At 68.2% G+C, this 23,851-nt stretch carries 24 protein-coding genes; 18 read left to right on the plus strand and 6 right to left on the minus strand.

The genetic code is table 11. The features are described 5' to 3' along the window. Positions 1-112: 112 nt before the first annotated feature. Genes AB0B64_RS47300 through AB0B64_RS47315 form a run of 4 tightly spaced genes read left to right on the plus strand, consistent with a single transcriptional unit; the run spans position 113 to position 4,824 of the window. Positions 113-3,418, plus strand: coding sequence for a nitrate- and nitrite sensing domain-containing protein (locus AB0B64_RS47300; protein WP_358191419.1), 3,306 nt, complete (start codon positions 113-115; stop codon positions 3,416-3,418). Between the two features lie 5 nt (positions 3,419-3,423). After that, the gene (locus AB0B64_RS47305) at positions 3,424-3,837 is read left to right on the plus strand and encodes a roadblock/LC7 domain-containing protein (RefSeq protein ID WP_214641718.1); all 414 of its coding nucleotides are present in this window, start codon (positions 3,424-3,426) and stop codon (positions 3,835-3,837) included. A 26-nt stretch (positions 3,838-3,863) separates the two neighbouring features. Further along, positions 3,864-4,265 (plus strand): DUF742 domain-containing protein, encoded by a 402-nt coding sequence (locus tag AB0B64_RS47310; RefSeq protein WP_225290601.1) that lies wholly within the window; start codon positions 3,864-3,866, stop codon positions 4,263-4,265. Continuing rightward, a complete protein-coding gene (locus AB0B64_RS47315) occupies positions 4,246-4,824 on the plus strand; it encodes an ATP/GTP-binding protein (protein ID WP_225290495.1) in 579 nt (192 codons plus the stop codon). The genes AB0B64_RS47310 and AB0B64_RS47315 overlap by 20 nt, the downstream gene beginning before the upstream one ends. A 96-nt stretch (positions 4,825-4,920) precedes the next feature. Here AB0B64_RS47315 and AB0B64_RS47320 read toward each other — a convergent pair whose 3' ends face one another. The 5 genes from AB0B64_RS47320 to AB0B64_RS47340 are packed head-to-tail and all read right to left on the minus strand — an operon-like array spanning position 4,921 to position 9,735. Then, positions 4,921-5,688 carry an ABC transporter ATP-binding protein gene (locus AB0B64_RS47320; protein ID WP_358191428.1) on the minus strand — a complete coding sequence of 256 codons (768 nt, stop codon included), beginning with the start codon at positions 5,686-5,688 and terminating at the stop codon, positions 4,921-4,923. Between the two features lie 11 nt (positions 5,689-5,699). Then, complete coding sequence (locus AB0B64_RS47325; protein ID WP_357942926.1) at positions 5,700-7,157, minus strand: dihydroorotase family protein; 1,458 nt, start codon at positions 7,155-7,157, stop codon at positions 5,700-5,702. A gap of 9 nt (positions 7,158-7,166) precedes the next feature. After that, on the minus strand, positions 7,167-7,943 hold the full coding sequence (locus AB0B64_RS47330) for an ABC transporter permease (protein WP_357942928.1): 777 nt from the start codon (positions 7,941-7,943) through the stop codon (positions 7,167-7,169). Next, the gene (locus AB0B64_RS47335) at positions 7,940-8,749 is read right to left on the minus strand and encodes an ABC transporter permease subunit (protein ID WP_357942930.1); all 810 of its coding nucleotides are present in this window, start codon (positions 8,747-8,749) and stop codon (positions 7,940-7,942) included. The genes AB0B64_RS47330 and AB0B64_RS47335 overlap by 4 nt, the downstream gene beginning before the upstream one ends. Beyond that, entirely contained in the window at positions 8,746-9,735 is a 990-nt protein-coding gene (locus AB0B64_RS47340; RefSeq protein ID WP_358191450.1) for an ABC transporter substrate-binding protein, read from the minus strand. The genes AB0B64_RS47335 and AB0B64_RS47340 overlap by 4 nt, the downstream gene beginning before the upstream one ends. A 559-nt stretch (positions 9,736-10,294) precedes the next feature. Here AB0B64_RS47340 and AB0B64_RS47345 point away from each other — a divergent pair. From AB0B64_RS47345 to AB0B64_RS47410, 14 genes are all read left to right on the plus strand, one after another. Beyond that, complete coding sequence (locus tag AB0B64_RS47345) at positions 10,295-13,021, plus strand: nitrate- and nitrite sensing domain-containing protein (RefSeq protein WP_358191456.1); 2,727 nt, start codon at positions 10,295-10,297, stop codon at positions 13,019-13,021. Further along, the gene (locus AB0B64_RS47350; RefSeq protein WP_214641568.1) at positions 13,018-13,440 is read left to right on the plus strand and encodes a roadblock/LC7 domain-containing protein; all 423 of its coding nucleotides are present in this window, start codon (positions 13,018-13,020) and stop codon (positions 13,438-13,440) included. The genes AB0B64_RS47345 and AB0B64_RS47350 overlap by 4 nt, the downstream gene beginning before the upstream one ends. 65 nt (positions 13,441-13,505) lie before the next feature. After that, the gene (locus tag AB0B64_RS47355; protein WP_214641717.1) at positions 13,506-13,853 is read left to right on the plus strand and encodes a DUF742 domain-containing protein; all 348 of its coding nucleotides are present in this window, start codon (positions 13,506-13,508) and stop codon (positions 13,851-13,853) included. After that, a complete protein-coding gene (locus AB0B64_RS47360; protein WP_214641567.1) occupies positions 13,834-14,424 on the plus strand; it encodes an ATP/GTP-binding protein in 591 nt (196 codons plus the stop codon). Before AB0B64_RS47355 ends, AB0B64_RS47360 begins: the two co-directional genes overlap by 20 nt. A 149-nt stretch (positions 14,425-14,573) precedes the next feature. Then, the gene (ffh, locus tag AB0B64_RS47365) at positions 14,574-16,124 is read left to right on the plus strand and encodes a signal recognition particle protein (protein WP_357942936.1); all 1,551 of its coding nucleotides are present in this window, start codon (positions 14,574-14,576) and stop codon (positions 16,122-16,124) included. 220 nt (positions 16,125-16,344) lie between these two features. After that, complete coding sequence (gene rpsP, locus AB0B64_RS47370) at positions 16,345-16,806, plus strand: 30S ribosomal protein S16 (RefSeq protein ID WP_358191473.1); 462 nt, start codon at positions 16,345-16,347, stop codon at positions 16,804-16,806. A gap of 1 nt (position 16,807) precedes the next feature. Beyond that, positions 16,808-17,053, plus strand: coding sequence for an RNA-binding protein (locus AB0B64_RS47375; RefSeq protein ID WP_020546537.1), 246 nt, complete (start codon positions 16,808-16,810; stop codon positions 17,051-17,053). A gap of 70 nt (positions 17,054-17,123) precedes the next feature. After that, entirely contained in the window at positions 17,124-17,624 is a 501-nt protein-coding gene (rimM, locus tag AB0B64_RS47380; RefSeq protein WP_358191489.1) for a ribosome maturation factor RimM, read from the plus strand. Further along, positions 17,624-18,484, plus strand: a complete 861-nt coding sequence (gene trmD / locus AB0B64_RS47385; protein WP_358191498.1) for a tRNA (guanosine(37)-N1)-methyltransferase TrmD — start codon at positions 17,624-17,626, stop codon at positions 18,482-18,484. Before rimM ends, trmD begins: the two co-directional genes overlap by 1 nt. Before the next feature lie 137 nt (positions 18,485-18,621). Next, complete coding sequence (gene rplS / locus AB0B64_RS47390) at positions 18,622-18,984, plus strand: 50S ribosomal protein L19 (RefSeq protein ID WP_214641562.1); 363 nt, start codon at positions 18,622-18,624, stop codon at positions 18,982-18,984. A 141-nt stretch (positions 18,985-19,125) separates the two neighbouring features. Continuing rightward, positions 19,126-19,986 carry a signal peptidase I gene (lepB, locus tag AB0B64_RS47395; protein ID WP_357942943.1) on the plus strand — a complete coding sequence of 287 codons (861 nt, stop codon included), beginning with the start codon at positions 19,126-19,128 and terminating at the stop codon, positions 19,984-19,986. After that, entirely contained in the window at positions 19,986-20,585 is a 600-nt protein-coding gene (gene lepB, locus AB0B64_RS47400) for a signal peptidase I (RefSeq protein ID WP_357942945.1), read from the plus strand. The genes lepB (AB0B64_RS47395) and lepB (AB0B64_RS47400) overlap by 1 nt, the downstream gene beginning before the upstream one ends. A 53-nt stretch (positions 20,586-20,638) precedes the next feature. Further along, on the plus strand, positions 20,639-21,307 hold the full coding sequence (locus tag AB0B64_RS47405) for a ribonuclease HII (protein ID WP_357942947.1): 669 nt from the start codon (positions 20,639-20,641) through the stop codon (positions 21,305-21,307). 39 nt (positions 21,308-21,346) lie between these two features. Then, positions 21,347-21,670: a DUF2469 domain-containing protein gene (locus AB0B64_RS47410; RefSeq protein ID WP_026215037.1), complete on the plus strand. Its 324-nt coding sequence runs from the start codon at positions 21,347-21,349 to the stop codon at positions 21,668-21,670. A gap of 1,009 nt (positions 21,671-22,679) precedes the next feature. Here AB0B64_RS47410 and AB0B64_RS47415 read toward each other — a convergent pair. Continuing rightward, complete coding sequence (locus AB0B64_RS47415) at positions 22,680-23,333, minus strand: maleylpyruvate isomerase N-terminal domain-containing protein (protein WP_357942949.1); 654 nt, start codon at positions 23,331-23,333, stop codon at positions 22,680-22,682. Positions 23,334-23,851 lie beyond the last annotated feature (518 nt).

A 23,851-nucleotide genomic window follows, 5' to 3' on the forward strand; every position in this document is an offset into this window, starting at 1 on the left:
CGGTTGGCCGTCTGGTACGGGTTGTGTTCCAATTACCCAGCCCGCAGAAATCCCATGCGCCCCAAGCGTGTCAGATTTTCGAGCACGTAACGGCGAGAGGTTGCGAGAGTCAGTGAGGACGGATAACCCCAGGCACACCAGGTCAGGGGAGTACACAGGCGGACGGTTCCGGCTGGCGAACTGGCGCGTGCGCTCCAGGCTGGTGGCGCTGATCCTCATCCCCACGATCGTGGGTGTGCTCCTCGCCGGCGTCCAGCTCGCGAACGCCATCGGCACCAGCGCCGAGTACCGCCGGCTGACCCAGGTCGCCGAGCTGGTCCAGCGTGCCTCCGCGCTGTCGCACGAGCTCGCCAAGGAACGCACGCTCACCGCGTGGTACATGGCCGACCGCCGGCGTCCCATCCGCCTGAGCCAGCTCAAGACCCAGCGCGAGGCGTCCGACGCGGCCAAGCAGCGCGTGCTCGCCGCCACCACGTCCATCGACGCCACCCACACCACCCGCGTCCAGCAGGAGGTCGTGGAGATCCGCCGGTGGCTGACCGGACTCGACGGCCTGCGCAGGTCGATCGCGGGTGAGGCGAGCGTGCCGCCCCGAGCCGCCATCCGCACCTATTCCTCCCTGATCGAGGTCCTCGAGCGCCTCCAGAACGACCTGGGCGACGGCATCAGCGACGACGCCCTCCAGGGCGACGTGGCCGCGCTGGCCGCCCTCGACCAGACCAGAGAACAGGTGCTGCGCCAGCAGGGCATCCTCGTCGTGGCGCTGATCGAGCGGCGGCTGGACTATGACGACCTGTCCGACTTCCTCGGCTCCTGGAACAGTCAGCAGCTGCAGCTGGCCGCCTTCGAGCAGGAAGCCACCCGTGCGGACCTCCAGGCGTACAAGAAGGGCGTGCGCGGCCCGCAGATCGACCGCGCGGACGCGATGCGCCAGCGGGCCCTGGCCCAGCTGCGCGAGTTCAAGACCATCAGGGACCTGGACATCACGACTCGCCGTGACCTCCAGCTCTGGTACGAGAGCACCTCGCTGTCCGCCAACGCCATGCGCAAGGTCGAGGACGGCCTGACCACCAGGATCGTGGCCACCACCCGGGACCTGAGCGACACCGAGCAGCGCAACGCCATCATCTCCGGCGCGACCATCCTGGTCCTGCTGCTGCTCGTCCTGGTGATCACCACCCGGGTGGCCGGTTCGCTGGTCCGCCCGCTGCGCCGGCTGCGCGCCGAGGCGCTCCAGGTGGCCACCACCCGGCTGCCCGAGACCGTCCGCCTGCTGCGCGAGTCCGGGGACAGCGCCGAGGTGCCCGACGTGCCCTCCGTCGGCGTCAACACCCGCGACGAGATCGGGGAAGTGGCCCGGGCCTTCGACGAGGTCCACCGCGAGGCGATCAGGCTGGCCGGCGACGAGGCCAAGCTGCGCGCCAACGTCAACTCGATGTTCGTCAACCTCTCCCGGCGCAGCCAGACGCTCGTCGAGCGGCAGCTGCAGCTCATCGAGGGCCTGGAGCAGGGTGAGGAGGACGAGAACCGGCTGGCGAACCTGTTCCGGCTGGACCACCTCGCCACCCGCATGCGCCGCAACAGCGAGAACCTCCTGGTCCTCGCCGGCCAGGAGGCCGCCCGCAAGTGGAGCGAGCCGGTGCCGCTGGTCGACATCGCCCGCGCCTCGCTGTCCGAGGTCGAGAACTACGAACGGGTCCAGATCCAGATCCCGTCCGGCATCGAGGTCGCCGGCCCGGCCGTCACCGACGCCGTGCACCTGCTCGCCGAGCTGATCGAGAACGCCATCTCCTTCTCCCCGCGCGAGAGCAAGGTCCAGGTCACCAGCTCGCCCATCGAGGGCGGCATCCAGGTGACGATCACCGACCTGGGCATCGGCATGTCGGCCGACGAGCTGGCCGAGGCCAACTGGCGGCTGGCCAACCCGCCGGTGGTGGACGTGGCCGTCTCGCGCCGCATGGGCCTGTTCGTGGTCGGCCGCCTGGCGCTGCGCCACGGCATCAGGGTCCAGCTCGGGATGCGAGAGGCGGGCGGCCTGGCCGCGCTCGTCATGCTGCCCGACATGCTCCTCGGCGGTGGCACCGCCGCCGGCGCGGTGCCCCAGCAGCGCGGCCAGTACGAAGCCTTCACCACCTTCGACCCGAGCCAGCTGGAGCCGTCCTCGACGAACGGCTCGGGCGTCTACGCCGCGCCGCAGGGCACGATCGACACCCCCGACATCCGTGACGACGCGCCGGTCGACACGCAGTGGCCGGGCACGCTGCCCGTGCCGGGCGGTGGCGGCAACTGGCCGCCGTTCGGCGAGGAGCAGCCGCCGAGGCAGCAGCCTGACGAGCAGCGCTGGCCGTCGTTCGCCGAGGAGCCGCCCGCGGCCGCCGCTCCGGGCGAGCAGCGCTGGCCGTCCTTCGCCGAGGAGGCGCCGCGGCAGGACGAGCAGCGCTGGCCCTCCTTCGCCACCGAGCCGCCGCCTCCGGCGCAGGACGAGCAGCGCTGGCCGTCCTTCGCCACGGAGCCGCCCCCGCCCTCGTCCTCGGAGGAGACGCGCTGGCCGTCCTTCGGCTCGGCCGAGGATCTGCCGCCCAGGTCGCCGTTCGTCGCGACGCCCAAGCCCTTCGACGCCGAGCCGCGGCCGGCGTACGGGTTCGAGGAGCAGCGCTGGCCGTCGTTCGCCGACTCGCCGATCCCGCCCGTCGAGCCCTTCACGCACAACGGTCGTGGCGCGTTCAACCCGTTCGGTCCCGGCGAGTACTCCTCCAAGGACCTGACCGGCCCGCTCCCGGCGGTGCGCAACAACTCGCCGCTGGAGCAGAGCGACGACTTCCTGCCGATCTTCTCCTCGGTCGGCTCCGACTGGTTCCGCAGGCCGGAGCCGGAGCCCGAGCCGGCCAAGCCGGATCAGGAGCAGCACTCCGAGATCTCCGCGCAGGAGGAGACGCAGATCGGGGGGATACCGGCCGTGCCGCCGATCGGCCAGTTCCCGCAGCAGCCCGCCGGGCAGCCCTACGCCCAGCCTTACGCTCAGCTCCCCGTGCCTCCCGCGGCCACGCCCGCCGCGCCCCCGCCGGTCGCCGCGTCCGCCGCCTCCGCCGGGACGTCGGACAAGCCCTCGCTGCCGCAACGCGTGCCGGGCAAGTCCGGCGCGGGCTCGACGTGGTCCTCGCCCGCCGACACCGGCTGGCAGGCCGCGCAGGCCGCCGCCGAGCCGGCCATGGGCGGCACGACGGCCTCTGGCCTGCCGCGGCGCGTGCCAAAGGCCAACCTGGTTCCCGGTACGGCCAGCCTGGCCGAGCCGCAGGCGACGTCACCGGCGCCACAGATCTCTCCCGATCGATTGCGGAGCCGGCTGTCCAGCTTCCAGCAGGGGGTACGGCAAGGCCGCGCGTTCACCCGCGGAGAAGACAATGAGGAGGAGCAATGAGAGAACTGAGCCAGGGAGCGCGTGGCATCAGCTGGCTGATCACCGATTTCGTCAATAACGTGCCTGGAGTCGCGCACACCGTGGTGGTGTCGTCCGACGGCTTGCCGCTGGCTTTCTCCGAGGGTTTTCCCAAGGACCGGGCCGACCAGCTGGCCGCGGTCGCCTCAGGTGTGATCAGCCTGACGCAGGGCGCGGCTCGTGTGTTCGAAGGCGGTATGGTCACCCAGACCGTCATCGAGATGCAGCGCGGACTCCTGATGATCATGTCCATCAGCGATGGCTCCTGCCTCGCTGTGCTCGCCGCGCCCGATTGTGACATGGGCCTGGTCGCGTACCAGATGACGCTGCTCGTGGAACGGGCGGGCCAGGTGCTCACCCCGGCCGTGCGCGCCGAGCTGCAGGCGTCCCGCCCGCGTTAGTGGGACGGTGACAGGAGAAGAACATGATGTCAGGTCAGGGTTGGGCTGGTGATAGCACTCCGCCGCATCCGTCGGCTCCGCGTCCGCAGAAGCCGAGCTCCCTTGTCCGGCCATATGCCGTGACAGGGGGCCGCACGGCCCCACGGATGAAGTTCGCCATGGAGGCCCTCGTGTCCTCCGTGACCTCGGAATATAAAGACATTTCACTATTGAGTCCGGAGTATCAGGCGATCATTCAGCTAACCCGGAACGTCAGGTCGGTTGCCGAGATCTCCGCCCTTTTACGGCAGCCTCTTGGGGTGGTCCGGGTGCTGATCGCCGACATGGCGTCGGAGGGCCTGATCCGCGTGCACCAGCCTGCGCTGGACGCGGGAAAGCCGGACCTCAACTTGCTCGAAAGGGTGCTCAGTGGACTTCGCAGGCTCTAGCCCCGGCCTAACCTCGACGAAGATCGTCGTGGCCGGCGGCTTCGGCGTGGGCAAGACGACGTTCGTGGGTGCGGTCTCGGAGATTCTGCCGCTCACCACGGAGGCGGTGATGACGGACGCGTCGGCGGGTGTCGACGACGTCTCTCTCACGCCCAACAAGACGACCACGACCGTGGCGATGGACTTCGGCCGGGTCTCGCTCGACCGTGACCTGATCCTCTACCTGTTCGGCACGCCCGGACAGCACCGGTTCTGGTTCATGTGGGATGACCTGGTGCGTGGTGCGATCGGCGCGGTGGTGCTGGTGGACACGCGGCGGCTGGCCGACAGCTTCCCCGCGATCGACTACTTCGAAGAGGCCAAACTCCCCTTCGTCATCGGCATCAACGGCTGGGACGGGAACTTCCAGCACCAGCAGGAGGAGATCCGGGAGGCGTTGTCACTCAACCCGCACATCCCGATCGTCCGCCTGGACGCCCGAGTCAGGGACTCGGTGAAGGGCACGCTGATCACGCTGGTCGAACACGCCCTGACCCGCCACTCCCACACTCCGGCCTGACTTCCTCTGCACCAGTGCCGCCGGGCTGGACGCCCGGCGGCACTGGTGGTTCGGCCTGTGCTTCAGTTGTGGGGACGTGCGGGTATGGGGACGTGCTCAGACTGAGGCCACGCCGCGCACCAGACGCCCCACCTCGGCGCGCAGGTGGACGAAGTCCGGGTGCTCGCGAGAGCTGATCTGGTCGCGGGGGCTGGGCAGCTCCACCTTCAGGTCGCCCACGACGTGCGCGGGCGCCTTGGACAGCACGACGACCCGGTCACCCACGTACACGCTCTCGTCGATGTCGTGCGTGATGAGCACGATCGTCATCTGGTGGTGCCCGCGTACCTTCAGCACGAGGTCTTCGAGGTCCTCACGCGTCTGCGCGTCGACCGAGCCGAACGGCTCGTCCATGAGCATCAGCGCCGGCCGGTAGGCCAGCGCGCGGGCGATCGACACGCGCTGCTGCATGCCGCCCGACAGCTGGAACGGGTACTTGCGACCGGCCTCCGCCAGCCCCACCGAGTCCAGCGCCTCGTGCGCCGCCTCGCGGCGCTGCTGCTTGGTCATGTCCTTGCGACGCAGCGGCAGCGCGACGTTGTCGGCCACCGACATCCACGGGAACAGCGACCGGCTGTAGTCCTGGAAGACGACGGCCAGGTTGGCGGGCGTCTGGCGGACCAGCTCGCCCTGGACCTTGATGGCGCCGCCCGTGGGCTTGATCAGGCCCGCGATGGAGCGCAGGAGCGTCGACTTGCCGCACCCGGAGGGCCCGACGATGCACAGCAGCTCGCCCTCGGCGACGCTCAGGTTCAGGCCGTCGATGGCGTGGTGCCGCGTCGGGCCCTCGCCATAGACGTGCGTGAGGTTGTCTATCTCAAGCAAGGGGTTTCCTTTCAGCCCAGCGGCCGGGAGATGTACTGGCCCACCGGACGACCCACGATCTTGCCCGCGTCGAGGACGTGGTTGCCCCTGACGAACGTGTCGGTGACCTTCGCGCTCAGCTCGAAGCCCTCGAACGGGGTGTACTCCTGCGTCGACTCCGACTCGGCGGCGCGGACGGTCCACGTGCTGCCGGTGTCGACCAGGCAGAAGTCGGCGTCGAAGCCGGGCGCGATGGTGCCCTTGCTCCGCAGGCCGTACCTGCGGGCGGGGTTCCAGGAGGTGAGGGCGGCGATGCGCCCGTAGGACAGGCCGCGGCGGCGGCCCTCGGTGATCAGGCCGGGCAGCAGGTATTCGGCGCCGCCGAACCCGGCCTTGGCCAGGAACACGTCGTCGGCCGGAGCACCGAACTTGAGCTCCTCCCGGCAGCAGGCGTGGTCGCTGACCACCCAGTCGACGGTGCCGTCGAGCACGTACTCCCACAGCGCCTCGACGTCCTCGCGCGGCCTGATGGGCGGGTTCACCTTCGCGCCGATCCCGTTGGCGGTCTCGATGTCGGCGAGAAGATGCCCGATCGTGACCTCGCGGCGGAAGTCGATGTGCGGGAAGGTCTTGGCCATCCGCACGGCCGCGTCGAGCGCCTTGCGCGAGGACAGGTGGAGCAGGTTGATGTTGGCCAGGCCGGTCTCGTGGGCGAGGTAGGAGGCGATGAAGACCGCCAGCCCCTCGGAGTGCGGCGGCCGGGAGGCGCTGTAGGCGGCCAGCCCGCTGAGGTCGCCGGCCTCCTCCACCAGCTTGGTGTAGGCGGTCATGATCTCGGCGGTCTCACAATGTAGCGACAGTGAGATCTCGTCGGCCAGGTGCGGGAAGCGTTCGCGGGCCTCCTGCACGCCACGCATGACGAACTCGAAGTGCCCGTAGTCGTAGCGCTCGCCCTCGGGCAGCATCAGGAACTTGCTCTGGTCGGCCGAGCGCCCGTGCAGCCCGTGCCCGCCGTAGAACATGAAGATCTTGAACGACGAGACCCCGAACTTCTCCACCAGGTCGGGCAGCTCGCCGATGTGCGTGCTCGACATGGGCGCGAGGTGGAAGCCGTAGTCGATGTAGGCCTGCCCCTCCGCCTGCCTGCGCACCTCGGGGAAGAACTCCGCGTACGAACCGCCTCTGTTGAGGTAGTACTGGCCGGTCCGCATGTAGGTGAGCGCCGTGGTGACGCCGCCCTGGGCGCTGGCCATGCTCTCCGAGGCGGTGTCCTCGGGCAGCGGGTTGTAGATGCCCCAATGCTGGTGGGCGTCCACGACGCCCGGGAAGGCCAGCTTCCCGTCGCCGTCGAGCACCTCCTCGACGCCCTCGGCGGACAGGCCGGCTGCCACCTGCTCGATGCGCCCGTCCGTCACGGCGATGTCCGCGACGACCGGTTCGTCTCGGTCGTGCGTAACAATACGCACGTTCTTCAGCAACAGGTCAGTCACATCCGCCTCCTACGCGGTACGGCGAGCGCCACGGTGCCACGTGAGCATCCGGCGCTCGACCATGAGGAACAGGGTGTTGAGTACGTAACCGAGCACTCCGAGCACGACCACTCCTCCCCAGAGGGCCGGCATGTCGGAGCGGTCGCTCGCGCTGGCCAGCAGGTAGCCGATGCCGTCGGTAGCGCCTTTGAGCTCGGAGACGATCATGAGGATCAGCGCCAGCGAGACGCTCAGCCGCAGACCAGCGAAGATCTTCGGTGAGGCGGCGGGCAGGATGATCCGGACCAGGCGCAGGCTCGCCGGGACGCCGAAGACGGTAGCGGTCTCAATCTGGAGACGATCCACGTTACGCGCGCCATCGATGGAATTCAGCAGGATCGGCCAGATGACGCCGAAGACGATCGTCGCCACCTGGACCTGCGTGCCCATGGTGAAGAGCACCAGGAACACGGGGAACATCACAGGTGGCGGCACGGCCCGGGCGAACTCCACCAGCGGGTCGATGTAGTCGGACAGCCAGGCGGTCCTGCCGATCGCGACACCGAGTGCTATCCCGAGGGCCACGGCCACGCTCCACGAGCCGACCAGCCTGATGATGCTGGGGACGAAGTTGTCCACCGCCTCGTCGGTGAGGATGAGGGGCCCGGAGAACCACATCTCGTACATGCGCGCCACGATGACCGTGGGGCGGGGCATGAAGGGGTCGTCCACCGCCCTGGTGATCAGCTCCCACGCGACGAGGGCCACCGGCACCAGCCAGAGCCGTTTGACCAGGGTTTTGATCATGCGTTCCGCCACTTGAACAGCCGCCGCTCGGCACGCAGCAGCAGGGTGTTGACGATCAGTCCGATGGCGCCCGACCAGACCAGCACGGCTATCACGTCGACCATCGCCGAATCGTCCAGGGCGGTGCTCGCCTGGATGAGGAAGGCGCCGATCCCGCCGGCGCCGCCGACGACGTACTCCACGCTGATGGCCAGGATGAGCGTGATCGAGGCGGCCAGCCGGATGCCGGTGAAGATGAACGGCGCGGCGCTCGGCAGCGACACCCGCCAGACGACGGCCGCGGAGCCGAAGCTGAACGAGCGCAGCGTCTCCGCGGCCAGCGGGTCGACGTCACGCACGCCGTAGAGCGTGTTGATCAGGATCGGCCAGGAGGCGGCGTAGACGATGAGCGCGACCTTGGCGTTGATGTCGGGCTGGAACAGGAACAGCGCCAGCGGGATCAGCGCCACCGAGGGGATGGGACGCAGGAACTCGACGATCGCGCGGGTCATCTCCTCCACGACGGGAACGGTCCCAAGCAGCAGCCCTACGGGGACGGCCAGCAGGATGGCCAGCGGCAGGCCGATGACGGCGGCGAGCATCGTGGAGCTCAGATCGGCGAGATATTCGGGATCGAACGCCAGGCCGATCACTCTGGCCAGGCAGGTAGAGGCCGGGGGCAGCCATTCGACCAGGCCGGTCCTGCTGGCGAGCTCCCAGACAAGCAGAAAAACCGCCACGCCGATGGCGTGGCGGATGAGCTTTCCGACCCTGGCGCGGGCGAGCGTGGAACGCCCGCCCCGCGTCAGTGTTGTGGCAGCGGTCATCCCTGCGACGTAACGATCATCGAGGAGACGTCGATCTTGTTCTTGATGAAGCCGTACTCGGCCATCAGGTCAGCCACCCGCTGAATGCGCTGGGCGTTCAGTGAGGTCGGGTAGTTGCCCAGGTTGATCGTGGCAGCGGTCGCGGCCGGGATCTGGGTGAAGGTCGGCAGGATCTTCGTCACGGCGCTGCGGTCGGTGGCTGCGACGTTCTGCGCCTTCGCCATCGCCCGCTGGAAGGCGGCCATCGTCTTGGGGTTCTTGCCGATCCACTTCTCCGTGGCCGCCCAGCCCGTGATCGGCAGGCTGTCCGTGGGGCCGGACATCGTGTCGAGCAGCATCGTCGCGCCGTCTTGGTTCTTGGCCTGACTGACGTACGGGTCGGTCATCCAGACGGCGTCCACGGCACCGCTCTTCAGCGACTTGAGCCAGTCGGTGCTCGGCACGACGACGTACTTGACGTCCTTGGTGGGGTCGAGGCCGGCGATCTTGAGGTGGGGGTTCATGGTGAGAACACCCAGGCCGACGAGCGCGTTGACGCCGATCTTCTTGCCCTTGAGGTCACCGACGCTCTTGATGGGCGAGTTCTTCGACACCATCACGCCGAAGGCCCCTGCGGCTCCCTGGTAGGAGTCCGCGATGTACTTGAACTTCTCCAGCCCCTGGGACTGGATGGACAAGATGGTGGCGTAGCTGCCCAGCACCACGTCCATGCTGCCGTTGGCGAGCTTGGGCAGTACGGCCTGCGGAGCCTGGATGGCCTCCGTCTTGACATTGAGGCCCTGCTCCTTGAAGAAGCCGCGCTCGATCGCGATGAACAGCGGGGCTGCGTCCGCCCCGGGGTACTCGCCGATCAGGAGGTCTGTCTTCTCAAGACCGTTGGCATTCGAGGCGCCTCCGGTCTTGCTATCTGAGCTGGAACACCCCGTAATGACAAGGGTGGCCACAAGTCCAATCAGGGCGGTGCGCCCTAGTGCACCGAACCTCATGTCGCGTCTCCTTCGAACGGGGGGTGATCGACGACGGTCGCACCCTAGCGCAGCTAACTCTTGCGCATGGTCCCCCGATTCTGGAAATTACCAATATATATACGGAAATGATGATCACAATGTAGGTTTGGGATGATTGTCCGAATCAAGGAGGTGGCGGCCCGGCATCCACCAGGAGGATGTGGCATTTGTCCGGGTTTGGCATGTTCTGCGAAGAGATGGGTTGACTGCGACCTTTGCGGTATTGGCCGATCTCCTGTTGTTGTGCTCAAATAAGCTCTCGCCCCATGGGTGCGTCGGCGTCACACGGCAAACACAATGCATGACGTGATCCTCTTGCACCAGACCATCAGAGGAGAGGTTGCGGAGGCCAGTGAGGAACGCATTCCCCCCAGCAGGTGGGGATCCCGGCTTAACTGCTGAAGCGCCCGCTCCTGCGGCACTTCACGCCAAGTCAAAGCCCAAAGCACGGGCCGGGCGTGCGAAGAAGACGGGCGGCCTCGCGCTGCGCAACTGGCGCGTGCGCTCGAAGCTGCTCGTTCTGGTTGTCATTCCCACCTTGGCGGCCCTGGTCCTCGGCGGCTTCCGCGTAGCCACCTCGATCAGCAGTGCCACCGAGTACGAGAGGGTCAACGAGGTCGCCGTCCTGGCGAGCCAGCTGACCGCGCTCGCCCACGAGGTCGAGCTCGAACGCGACCTCACCGCCAGCTTTGTCGCCCTCGGCCGCAGGAGCAGCGGCAAGGCGGATGTCGACGCCCAATACACCACGGTCAACAAGCTTCGCGACAGCGTACGCGGCCCGGTCAACACGCTCGCGGCCTCGGACAGCCCCCAGCGCGCGCAGGCCATCCGCATCAAGAACCGTCTGGACGAGCTCGACCAGTCACGCAAGACCGCGGTGGACTCGCAACTGAACGTCGGCTCCGTCATCGAGCTGTACGACCGGAGCATCTCCGACTTCATCGGGCTCAACGACAACATCGACCTGGGTGCCGCTGACAAGGAGCTCGCCGACAGCGTCTCCGGCTTCGCCGCTCTGTCCAGAGCCAAGCAGTTCGTCTCCAGGCAGCGCGCGCTCCTGGTGTCCGCGCTGGCCGCCAGGCGATTCAGCAAGGACGAGCTCGACGCCTTCATCGCCGCTCGCGCCCAGCGCAACAGCGAGCTGGCGACGTTCAGGGCCCAGGTGCCGCTGAACATCCGCCAGGCGTACGACGACGTCGTCAGCGGCTCGGCCGTCGACAAGGCCGAGCTGATCCAGGCCCGCGCCCTGTTCCTGCAGGACTCGGGGGCGCAGCTGGTCGACCCGGAGGTCGGCCTCGCGCGCGACGGCGAGGAATGGCTCAAGGCCATCGGCAAGACCATCGACGGCATGCGCAAGGTCGAACAGCAGGTCTCCGACTCGATCCTGCTGCGCAGCCGCACCCTGCAGGGCCAGGAGCAGCAGGGCGCGATGATCATCGCGATCGCCATCGCCATCCTGTTGATCCTGGTGCTGGTGATCACCTCGTTCATGGCGCGTTCGCTCAGCGGCCCGCTGCGCCGGCTGCGCAGGGAGGCGCTGTTCATCGCCAGCCGCCGCCTGCCGGAGACGGTCCAGCAGCTGCGTGAGTCCGAGGCGAGCGGCCCCGTAGAGGTCGAGCCGATCGGCGTCATGTCCGAGGACGAGATCGGTGAAGTCGCGCGGGCGTTCGACGAGGTACACCGGGAAGCCGTCCGGCTGGCCGGTGAGGAGTCCCGACTCCGAAGCAACGTCAACGCGATGTTCGTCAACCTCTCGCGCAGAAGCCAGACGCTGGTCGAGCGGCAGATCACCCTCATCGACGGGCTGGAGCAGGGCGAGCAGGACGAGAGCCGGTTGGCGAACCTGTTCAAGCTGGACCACCTGGCCACCCGTATGCGCCGTAACAGTGAGAACCTGCTGGTCCTCGCCGGTCAGGACCCGCCGCGCCGCTGGAGCCAGCCGGTCAAGCTGGTCGACGTGGCCCGCGCCTCCCTGTCGGAGGTCGAGAACTACGAGCGGGTCGTCCTGCAGGTGCCCGACGGCGTTGCCGTCGCCGGTCAGGCCGTCAACGACGTCATCCACCTGCTGGCCGAGCTGGTGGAGAACGCGCTGTCGTTCTCGCCCCGCGAGACCCGCGTCACGGTCTCCGGCAGCCGGATCGACGGCGGCGGCGTGATGCTGTCGATCACCGACTCCGGCATCGGCATGACCCAGGACGAACTGGCCCAGGCCAACGACCGCCTCACCGACGCGCCCATCGTGGACGTCTCGGTGTCGCGCCGTATGGGCCTGTTCGTGGTCGCCAGGCTGGCGCACCGGCACGGCGTCCGCGTACAGCTGCGCCCGCACGGCTCCGGCGGTCTCACCGCCATGGTCCTGGTACCCGAGAGCCTGCTCGGCAGCCAGTCCCCGGCCTACGCCGGGACGCAGGGCGGCATGCCCGTGCGCGAGGAGACCTACGCGGCTCCCGCTCCCACGGCCGCGCCCCCCGCGCCTCCGCAGTGGCAGGGCGGCGGCTACCAGATGGGCCCGGGACACCCGTCCTACCCGTCCAACCCGGAGCCCGCCGGTGCGGGCGCGGGCGCTTGGCCGTCCATGCCTCAGTGGCCGTCCGACGTCAACGGCTGGCCCTCCGACCCGCGCGCCAGCAGCGGCGGTTACGACACCGCCGACGTCTGGGTGCCGTCGCGAGGCCAGGGTGGTGGCGGCGGTGGCGGCTGGGGCAGCGACAACGGCCTGCCCAAGCGGCCCACCAACGACCAGCCGCCGTTCCAGCCGCCACCGGACTGGAGCTTCGGCAACCGGCCGGTGGAGCAGAGCCTGCCGCCCAGGCCGAGGTACGACTTCCCGGAGACGGAGTCGGCGGCGACCGGCCCCATCCCGGTGGTCAACCCGCCCTCGTCGGGTGACGAGTACCTGCCGATCTTCGCCTCAGTGGAGTCGGCCTGGTTCGAGCACGGTGGTGAAAGCGGCGCGAACTGGGGTTCCTCCAAGGCGGATGCCGGTTGGAACGCTGCGGCGGCCGCGGTCGAGCCGGTACGTGACGGCTCGACGGCCGCAGGGCTGCCCAAGCGGGTTCCCAAGGCCAACCTCGTGCCGGGTTCCGCCGACACCGCCTCGGCGCCGAAGGGCGTCGCCCCGATGCCCTCCGTCTCGCCCGATCGTGTCCGCAGTCGGCTGTCCAGCTTCCAGCAGGGTTTCCGCGCGGCACGTGACGACATCAGCGAGGGCAGGGCGCACCCCACCGGCTCGAGGCCCGTTGATAGCAGGGAGGAGGGCGTATGAACGACCTGAGCCACGCGGCACGCGGAGTCGACTGGTTGATAACCGACTTCGTCAGTACCGTTCCAGGTGTCGCCCACGCGGTCGTTGTCTCGTCCGACGGTCTGCCGCTGGCGGCATCGTCGGGCTTCCCCGTGGACCGGGCTGATCAACTGGCCGCGATCGCGTCCGGCCTGGTGAGCCTGACGCAGGGAGCGGCCAGGGTCTTCGAGGGCGGCGCGGTCAATCAGACCATCGTCGAGATGCAACGCGGGCTGATGCTGATCATGTCGATCAGCGACGGCTCCTGCCTGGCCGTGCTGGCGGCACCCGACTGCGACATGGGCCTGGTCGCGTACCAAATGACGCTTATGGTCGATCGTGCCGGTCAGGTACTTACTCCGGCGGTGCGCGCCGAGCTGCGCGCTAGCCAGACCAGGTGATGTAGGTGACGGACCCAAGGTGGAACAGCGGTGGCTGGGATCCCCATCCGCAACCCCAGCCGCAGCTGAGCTCAGATCCCGCGTCGCCGGTCCGTCCTTACGCCGTGACGGGAGGACGGACCGCGCCGCGGGTCAAGCTGGCGATGGAGGCCCTGGTCTCGTCCGCGACGGCCGAGCACCGGGAGTTCTCCCACATCACGCCGGAGTATCAGGCGATCAGCCAGCTCTGCCGGCAGGTCCGGTCGGTGGCCGAGGTATCGGCCCTGTTGCGGATCCCGCTCGGCGTGGTGCGCGTGCTGATCGCCGACATGGCGGCCGAAGGTCTGGTACGCGTACACCAGCCAGCGCTGGAGTCCGGACGGCCAGACGTAAACCTGCTCGAAAGGGTGCTCAGTGGACTTCGCAGGCTCTAGCCCCGGCCTCACCTCGACGAAGATCGTGGTGGCCGGAGGGTTCGGGGTGGGCAAGACGACGTTCGTCGGCGCGGTGTCGGAGATCATGCCGCTGACGACCGAGGCCGTCATGACGGACGCTTCGGCGGGCATCGACGACCTCGGTATGACGCCGCTGAAGTCCACCACGACCGTGGCCATGGACTTCGGCCGGGTCTCGCTCGACCGTGACCTGATCCTCTACCTGTTCGGCACGCCCGGACAGCACCGGTTCTGGTTCATGTGGGATGACCTGGTGCGTGGTGCGATCGGCGCGGTGGTGCTGGTGGACACGCGGCGGCTGGCCGACAGCTTCCCCGCGATCGACTACTTCGAAGAGGCGCAACTGCCGTTCGTCGTGGGCGTGAACGGGTGGGATGGGTCATACCCGCACAGTGACGCGGAGGTGCGCGACGCTCTCACACTGGCGCCGCACATCCCGCTGGTGCGGCTGGACGCCCGGTCGAAGGACTCGGTCAAGAGCGCGCTCATCAACCTGGTCGAACACGCGCTTACTGTCCGGATGGCGGTGCCGGGCTGGAGCGGTAGCTGACCTCGCCTGCCGCCTGGCAGGCCGCCGTCCGGGATGTCGCCGTCTGGGGCATGCTGACAGACCGGATGGCCGAGCCAGGCTGGAAGGGCTGCCGGAGCGGATAGGCTGAACCATTAGACCAACATTCGCTTCGAGGACTGGCCTACCACGTGTTCGAGACGCTTTCCGACCGGCTGACATCGGTCTTCTCCTCCCTCCGCTCCAAGGGTCGGCTGTCTGAGGCCGACATCGACGCCACCACCCGCGAGATCCGCATCGCGCTGCTCGAGGCCGATGTCGCGCTGCCGGTGGTCAAGGCGTTCGTCGCCCAGGTCAAGGAGCGCGCCCGCGGCATCGAGGTCTCCCAGGCGCTCAACCCGGCGCAGCAGGTCGTCAAGATCGTCAACGACGAGCTGATCGAGATCCTCGGCGGTGAGACGCGCCGGCTCCGTTACGCCAAGACCCCACCGACCGTCATCATGCTCGCGGGCCTGCAGGGCGCCGGTAAGACCACGCTGGCGGGCAAGCTCGCCAAGTGGCTGCGCGAGCAGGGCCACGCGCCCATGCTCGTCGCCGCGGACCTCCAGCGCCCCAACGCCGTGCAGCAGCTCCAGGTCGTGGGCGAGCGCGCGCAGGTGGCCGTCTACGCGCCCGAGCCCGGCAGCGGCGTCGGCGACCCGATCCGGGTCGCCCGCGCGTCGATCGACGAGGCCAAGCGCGCGCAGCACGACGTCGTCATCATCGACACCGCCGGCCGTCTGGGCATCGACCAGGAGATGATGCGGCAGGCCGCCGACATCCGCGACGCGGTCTCTCCCGACGAGGTCCTGTTCGTGGTCGACGCCATGATCGGCCAGGACGCCGTGACGACGGCCCAGGCGTTCATGGAGGGCGTCGGCTTCGACGGGGTGGTGCTCACCAAGCTCGACGGCGACGCCCGTGGCGGTGCCGCGCTGTCGGTCAGGCACATCACCGGCCGGCCGATCATGTTCGCGTCGACCGGTGAGAAGCTCGAGGACTTCGACGCCTTCCACCCCGACCGGATGGCCTCCCGCATCCTCGACATGGGTGACATCCTCACCCTGATCGAGCAGGCCCAGAAGACCTTCGACGAGGAGCAGGCCGCCAAGATGGCGGGCAAGCTCACCTCGGGCGAGAACTTCACGCTCGAAGACTTCCTCGAGCAGATGATGATGGTCCAGAAGATGGGCCCGATCAAGAACCTGCTCGGCATGATGCCCGGCATGGGGCAGATGCGCGACCAGCTCAACTCCATCGACGACCGCGATCTCGACCGCATCGCGGCCATCATCCGCTCGATGACGCCGGGCGAGCGCCAGGACCCGAAGATCATCAACGGCTCCCGCCGTGCCCGCATCGCCGCCGGCTCCGGTGTGACGGTGAGCGCCGTCAACAACCTGGTGACGCGGTTCTTCGACGCCCAGAAGATGATGAAGAAGATGGCGGGGGGCATGGGCATCCCCGGCATGCCGGGCGGCCGGGGCAAGGTGGCCAAGGCTCAGAAGAAGGCCAAGAAGGGGCGGCGCGTGAGCGGCGACCCGCGCAAGGCCGCTCTGGGCAAGGGCGACTCGGCTCCCGCCGAGCCGCAGCAGCCGGCCAAGGGTGGTCTGCTGGGCAACCTGGGCGGGAAGCTGCCTCCGGGCATGGAGCTGCCGCCGGGCTTCGACCCCAGCAAGTTCAATCTCCCGGGCCAGAAGTAGCAACTTTTCTGGATATTCCGGGTTTAAGAGTGCGGCGACCCGCGCCTGCGGGTCGTGCGCAGTCCTGTGCGTCTGGCACAATGACATGTTGGAACACCGTGGCCAGGTGGGTGCCCTCTCACCTCCCGCCGGTCATGCCTGTCCCTGGAGCGGACTCCCATCGTGCCCCACTCGATGTGATGCCGTTCACCCACGCTCGAATGCAGGAGAGACCACACCAGTGGCAGTCAAGATCAAGCTCAAGCGGCTCGGCATGATCCGTAGCCCTCAGTACCGCATCGTCGTCGCCGACAGCCGCACCAAGCGTGACGGCCGGGCGATCGAAGAGATCGGCCTGTACCACCCGAAGGAAGACCCTTCGCGCATCGAGGTCAACGCCGAGCGCGCGGCCTACTGGCTCGGTGTCGGCGCGCAGCCGACCGAGCCGGTGCTCAAGCTGCTCAAGCTGACCGGTGACTGGCAGAAGTTCAAGGGCGAGGCCGCCCCTGCGCCGATGAAGGTCGCCGAGGCGGCGCCCGACCGTCACGCCCTCTACGAGGCCGCGGCCAAGGAGACGCTGTCCGGTGGCGACACCGGCACGTCCGCCACCACGCCGAAGAAGGCTCGCAAGAAGGACGAGACGGCCGAGGCCGCCCCCGTCGAGGCCGCTCCCGCCGAGACCAAGACCGAGGGCGAGGCCTGACGTGCTCGAGGAGGCTCTCGAGCACCTCGTTAAGGGCATCGTCGAACATCCCGACGATGTCCGGGTCCGCGCACGCCGCATTCGCAGCGGGCGCGTCCTGGAGGTCCGGGTGCACCCCGAGGACCTGGGCAAGGTCATCGGTCGCGGTGGGCGCACCGCCAAGGCGCTGCGCACTGTCGTGAATGCCCTGGCCGACGGGAAGTACGTCCGGGTCGATCTGCTCGACCTGGACGAAGCCGTCCGTTAGCGTCAGGTTCCTGCGCCCTCATCGGTTTCTTGCCGATGGGGGCGCTTGCTTTAGAAAAGGTGGGTTCAGGGTGCAGTTGGTCGTCGGCCGGATAGGCCGCCCGCACGGAGTACGCGGTGACGTGACCGTGGAGGTGCGTACCGACGATCCCGAGCTCCGCTTCGCCGTCGGCGCGGCCGTCGCCACCGATCCCGCCGACAGGGGGCCACTGGTCATCGAGAGCCGCCGCTGGCACAAGGGCGCGCTGCTGATCACTTTCGCCGGGGTGACCCAACGCGACACGGCCGAGGAACTCCGCGGCACGATGCTGGTCATCGACTCCGACGAGGTGACGCCCTCCGACGACCCCGACGAGTTCCACGATCACCAGCTCATCGGGCTCACGGTCGTCACCGTCTCCGGGGAGGCCGTCGGCGAGGTCACCGACGTGCTCCATCACGGTCAGGACCTCCTGGTCGTACGGCGGAGCGGCCAGGACGACGCGCTCATCCCGTTCGTCAGGGCGCTGGTGCCCGAGGTCGATCTCGAAGGCGGCCGGCTCGTCGTCGACCCGCCCGAAGGGCTGCTGTGATGCGGCTCGACATCGTCTCGATCTTCCCCGAATACTTCGCGCCGCTCGACGTCTCCCTCATCGGCAAGGCCCGCGAGCGCGGCACCCTCGACGTCCGGGTGCACCAGCTCCGCGACTGGGCGCACGACGTGCACAAGACCGTGGACGACACCCCCTACGGCGGCGGACCCGGAATGGTCATGAAGCCCGAGGTGTGGGGCGAGGCCATCGACGCGGTGATCGCCGGCGGCTCGCCGACCACGGTCACTGAGGGCGGTTCACCGGCCGCGGGCGCCGTGGGTGGCTCGTCGGCTGCGGTCGCTGGGGGCGGCTTGCCGCGTCTGATCGTGCCCACGCCGAGCGGGCGGCCGTTCACCCAGGAGCTCGCCCAGGAGCTCGCCGACGAGCCCTGGCTGCTGTTCGCGTGCGGGCGCTACGAGGGCATCGACTCGCGTGTCATGGCCGAGTACGGCACGCGCCTGCGCGTCGACGAGATCAGCATCGGCGACTACGTGCTGGCCGGCGGCGAGGTCGCGACGCTGGTGATGGTGGAGGCCATCGGCAGGCTGCTGCCCGGCGTGCTCGGCAACGCCCACTCGGCCGTCGACGACTCCTTCGCGCCGGGGGCCATGCGCAACCTCGTCGAAGGCCCCGTCTTCACCAAGCCGCCGGTCTGGCGGGGGCACGAGGTGCCGCCCGTACTCCTGTCCGGGCATCACGGGAAGGTCGCGCGGTGGCGGCGTGACGAGGCGCTGCGCCGTACCGTCGCCAACCGGCCCGAGCTGGCGGCGGCGCTCGACCCCGAGACGCTCGACAAGCACGACCGGCGGCTGCTGGAGGAGCTCTCGTTTCGCTTCCAGCCGGAAGATATGGCAAACTGAAGCGCTACCGACCATCATGTGGTTGGTCTGCCATGCCCGGGGGACAGTCCCGGGTTCATCGAATCAGCAGGCGCGTCCGCCGCGAGCTCAGGCCGGGTGGACCTCCGCGTGCTCGCGAGGACTTGAGGACAGCTCTCATGCACACGAAGATTCAGGAGCTCGAGAAGGCGACCCTGCGCGGCGACGTGCCGGATTTCCGCCCCGGTGACACGCTCGAGGTTCACGTCCGCGTCGTCGAAGGAAACCGCTCCCGCGTCCAGGTCTTCAAGGGCTTCGTGCTGCGCAGGCAGGGCAGCGGCGCCCGCGAGACCTTCACGGTCCGCAAGGTCAGCTACAGCGTCGGCGTCGAGCGGACCTTCCCCGTGCACAGCCCGATCATCGAGAAGATCGTGCTCGTGACCCGCGGTGACGTGCGTCGCGCCAAGCTTTACTACATGCGCGATCTGCGCGGCAAGGCCGCCCGGATCCGCGAGAAGCGCGAGGCCGTGCCCGCCAAGTGACACAGACCTTTCCGAATGGCCCGCGTCTTGCGCGGGCCATTCGGCTTTGCAGGGGCATTTCCTTTATGTGGAGCGACTCGGGCGCGGGTGTAACGTCGGTCGAGACTTGTCGAGCCGACGCATCATCTAGGCTCGTCAGCGATGACTAGCGAGAGCCAGGAGCACGGCGCGTCGCGCCGCCCTGTCAAGGACGAGGTGGACGTGGTCGCCGAAGAAACAGAGAAGCCAGCAAAGGGCGGCAAGAAGGACAAAAAGGGATCGTTCTGGAAAGAACTTCCCGTCCTGGTCGTCGTGGCGCTGGTGTTGGCCCTGATCATCAAGACGTTCGTGATCCAGGCCTTCTACATCCCGTCGGAGTCGATGGAGAACACTCTCCTGAAGAACGACCGGGTCCTGGTGAACAAGATGGTCTACCACACGCGTGACATCGAGCGCGGCGACGTGGTGGTGTTCTCGGGCGTCGACTCCTGGGACGGCGAGTTCGAGATGGAGGAGCCGTCCAACCCGGTCGCGGCGTTCTTCCGCTGGGTCGGCACCGCGTTCGGCGTGGTGCCCGGCGAGAAGGACTACATCAAGCGGGTCATCGGCGTCGGCGGCGACCACGTCAAGTGCTGCGACCCCAAGGGGCGCATCACGGTCAACGGCGTGGCGATCGACGAGGGTGGCTATCTCTATCCGGGCAATGTGCCCTCCGACAAGTTCTTCGACATCAAGGTGCCTGAGGGGCGGCTGTGGGTGATGGGCGACCACCGCTCGGTGTCGCTCGACTCGCGCTCGCACCAGGGTGATCCGGGCGGCGGCTCGATTCCCGTGGGCCAGGTGGTCGGGCGGGCGTTCGTCATCGTCTGGCCGTTCAACAGGGCGACCACGCTGCCCATCCCCGACACGTTCGCGCAGCCGGCGTTGCAGGCGCTGGGCGGCTCCGTGCCGCTGGTCGCCGGGTTCGCGGGAGCACTACCCTTGGTGCTGATCCGTCGGCGCAGGCGAAGCAGGAGGCCCTGATGTCCTTCACCAAGAAGGCGGCGGCGGGGGATGACAAGAAGAAAAAGGGCGGCTTCCGCGAGACGATCCTGCTGCTGGTCCTCGGCGTCGGCATCGCGCTGCTGTTGCAGGCGTACGTCATCGGATCGTTCTACATCCCGTCGGAGTCGATGGAGAACACCCTGCTGATCAACGACCGGGTGTTCGTCAACAAGCTCTCGGGCAAACCCGAACGCGGCGACATCATCGTGTTCAAGGGCTGGAACGGCGAGGACACCATCAAGCGGGTCATCGGCATCGGCGGCGACAAGGTGGCCTGCTGCGACGCCAAGAAGCGGGTGACGGTCAACGGCACCCCGCTGGATGAGGAGTCCTACCTCTATCCGGGCGACTTCCCATCGGATCCGGGCGAACCATTCAAGTACACCGTGCCGCCCGGCAAATTGTGGCTGATGGGCGACCACCGCAGCGCCTCCGCCGACTCGCGCAGCCACGTCGAGGAGCCCGGGGGCGGGTTCATCTCGGAGGACGCGGTGGTCGGCAAGGCCGTCATGCGCTACTGGCCGCTGTCGCGAGGCAGCATCTTCATGCACCCTGACACCTTCGCCAAGGTCAAATAGCGGCGGCTCCCAGTCGCGGTTTGCGGCGATTGGGGCGTACGCTGCCTCTTGTCATGACAGTTGCGTTCCGCCCTCGGCCCAGCGTTGTCCGGCGTGATTCCGGACTCTATGCCTACGAGCGGGCATTGGCCCGCCGTGGCTTGACCCCGATCGCCGGGGTCGACGAAGCAGGCCGGGGGGCCTGCGCCGGTCCGCTGGTGGTCGCCGCGACCATCCTGCGCAGGCCGATCGAGGGTCTCAACGACTCGAAACTGCTGGTGCCGGCCGTACGAGAACGGCTCTATGACCTGATCATGGACTCGGCGCACGTCGGGATCGTCGTCATTCCGCCGGCGGAGATCGACGCGCGAGGGCTGCATAAGAGCAACGTGGCCGGAATGCGCCGGGCCGTCGCGCGGTTGACCTGTGACCCGGGGTACATCCTCACGGACGGCTTCCCCGTCCCGGGCCTGCCGGCGCCTTCGCTGGCGGTGTGGAAGGGGGACCAGGTGGCCGCCTGCGTGGCGGCGGCCTCGATCGTGGCCAAGGTCACCAGGGACCGCATGATGATCGAACTGGACGCCGAGTTCCCGGGTTACGGCTTCGCCGAGCACAAGGGGTACGTCACTCCCGGACATCGGCTGGCGCTGGAGACGAACGGGCCGTGCTCCCACCACCGTTACTCCTTCGTCACGGTGGCCAGGGAGATGGGGGAAAATGAAATGGGGGCCGGGGTTGCCTGACCAGGCGAACCGGAAGACCGGTACGACAGGAGGACCGCGATGAGCGCAGAGGATCTCGAAAAGTACGAAACCGAGATGGAGCTGCAGCTTTACCGCGAATACCGCGATGTCGTCGGGCTGTTTACGTATGTCGTGGAGACGGAACGGCGCTTCTACCTGACCAACTCGGTAGACCTCGACGTCCGGACCGCGGAGAACGGGGACGTGTTCTTCGATGTGAAGATGCAGGATGCTTGGGTTTGGGATATGTACCGGCCGGCGCGGTTTGTGAAGAATGTACGGGTGGTCACGTTCAAGGACGTCAACGTCGAAGAACTGGCCAAGGCCGACCTGGAGATGCCGAAGGAGGGGTTCTCGGGGTAGGCGCTTTTTGAGGGTGTTCGTTCGGGGTGGCTCGGTTTGTTGGAGCGGGTTGCTGTGGGCGGCTGTCCGGTGGGAGGACAGTGCCTTGGGGGGCCGGAACACCCGTGGCCGGGGCCCTGCCAGCCCTGAGGCCCGTCCAGGCCCGCCCTGAAGGGTTCACCGTCCAGGGCCGTCTCGAAGGGTCACCGTCCGGGCCAGCCCTGAAGGGTCGCCCATGGGCCAGCATGGCCACCCACCTGCTCGGCCACTCGCTCGCTGGGAGCCACTCACTCACTCGGGGTCAGTCACCCCGGTTCCTCACACGTCCGCCCGTGGCCAACCGGCTGGCCGTCATGGCTCATCGAACGGGCCGATCCACAGCCCCGCCGCCGGGGTCTGCCCGCAGTCAGCCGCTGGGCATCACAGCCACGACAGCCCGCCACCTGCTGGGCCACACGCTCAATCGGGGGTCAGTCGCCCGGTTCCCGCGCGCTCACGGATATCCGACTGCCTGGCCGCCATAGCCAATCCACAATCACCCGCCGGGGCCTACCCGTAGCCGGCCGCCCGGGCACCGCAGCCACACGGTCACCCGCCAGCCCGCCCGCCCCCCGAACCACTCATCCAACTTGGGGTCGACGCCGTGGTTCCTCGCACGTCCGCCCGTGACGAACCGCCGGGCCGTCAGGGCCCATCGACCGGGCCGATCCACAGCCGCGCCGGGCCTACCCACAGCCAACCACTGGGCGCCGCAACCACTTGGCTACCCGCCCGGGTCCCTTCCTCCTAGGCACTCGCGGGATCCCCAGAGGGCCGCCCGTTAGGGCGCCAGCTCCTCATGGGCCCCAAGCACAGCCCCCTGCCGGCCACCCCCATAGCCCTCTCTAGGGCCCATAGAACCCCACAGGCCGTAGACCCCTTGCGGACCGTAGAACCCCACGGGCCGTAGAACTCCACGGGCCGTAGACCCTGCGGGCCGTAGAACCCCACAGGCCGTAGACCCTGCGGGCCGTAGCCCACGGTGAACCGCTCAACCGAGGATAAGCGGGAGCTTAGCGGCGAAATCACCCAGCGCGGCCTTCTCCGCGTCGGTCGGCGTACGACGTCCGGTGCCGATCAGCAGCGCGTCCTTGTCAGAGAACGAGGCGGGAAACGAGGTCCCGCCGATCTTCTCAAGCGACGCGCGCGCCGCCACGAGGGTCTCGGCGGGCGGCTCGGCGGCCGACGGCAGATGCGCGATCAGGTCGAGGTGGTGCAAGGTCCATTCGAGCACGTACGCGGACAGATAGTCGCCGACGGTCAGCACCTCGTCGCGTGTACTGACGTGCACGGCGGGATCGGCGAGTTCGGCAGCACGACCAGCGGCGGAACCGACGTCGTCGAGATGGAACTTGAGCAACCGCGGCTCGCCGTACGCGGCGGCCAGCCGGGGGATCAGCGCATCGAGCGGGTCCTCGCCGGTCGGGGGCTCGACAAGGTTCCAGTAGGTGACCGCGTCCACGGTCGGCTCGGTTTCTACGGGCGTGACCAGCGTGATCAGTACGTCCTGGGCGTCGATGACCAGGTGGCACGCCAGGTCTCGAACGAGCCAGCCGACACAACCGGACGGCCGCTCGAAGTCCTCATCCGGGATTTCGGCGACCGCCGTACGCAACGCCGTCCAAGAGCGTGAGAAGAGATCCACTGCGGCACGGTAATGCCGGACGCGAACGGCGGACAAGCGTAATAGAACGCCCGATTAACGTACCCGGACGGTTGTTCGCGCATCTCGGCGGCCTCCCACGTTAACTAGCGCAGCTCACCCGCCACCACCTGCTCCGCCACAGGCCACCCGCAACGCGACGGGCCACTCGCAATCCCCGCAGTCACCCGCACTCGCACTGTCGCTCCACTGCCACCTGCACCCGTACAGCCACCCGCACTCCCCGCGGTCACCCGCTACAGCCGTCCCGCAGCCGCCATGGGGCCCCTGACCGACGCAGGCCGGTCAGCCGCACCGCCGTAAGCCACCCGCGCTCCCCGCGGTCACCCGCTACAGCCGTCCCGCAGCCGCCACGGGGCACCCGCACCGCCGCAGGCCGGTCACCCGCACCGCCACTGACCACCTGCACCTGCCACAGGCCACTCAGGGCGGATGGATCACCTGGACCGATTCATTCTGGGCGGATGGATCACCTGGGTCGGCTCATTCTGGGCGGGTGG

It is taken from the genome of Nonomuraea sp. NPDC049129 (assembly GCF_040648495.1).
GTDB lineage: Bacteria > Actinomycetota > Actinomycetes > Streptosporangiales > Streptosporangiaceae > Nonomuraea.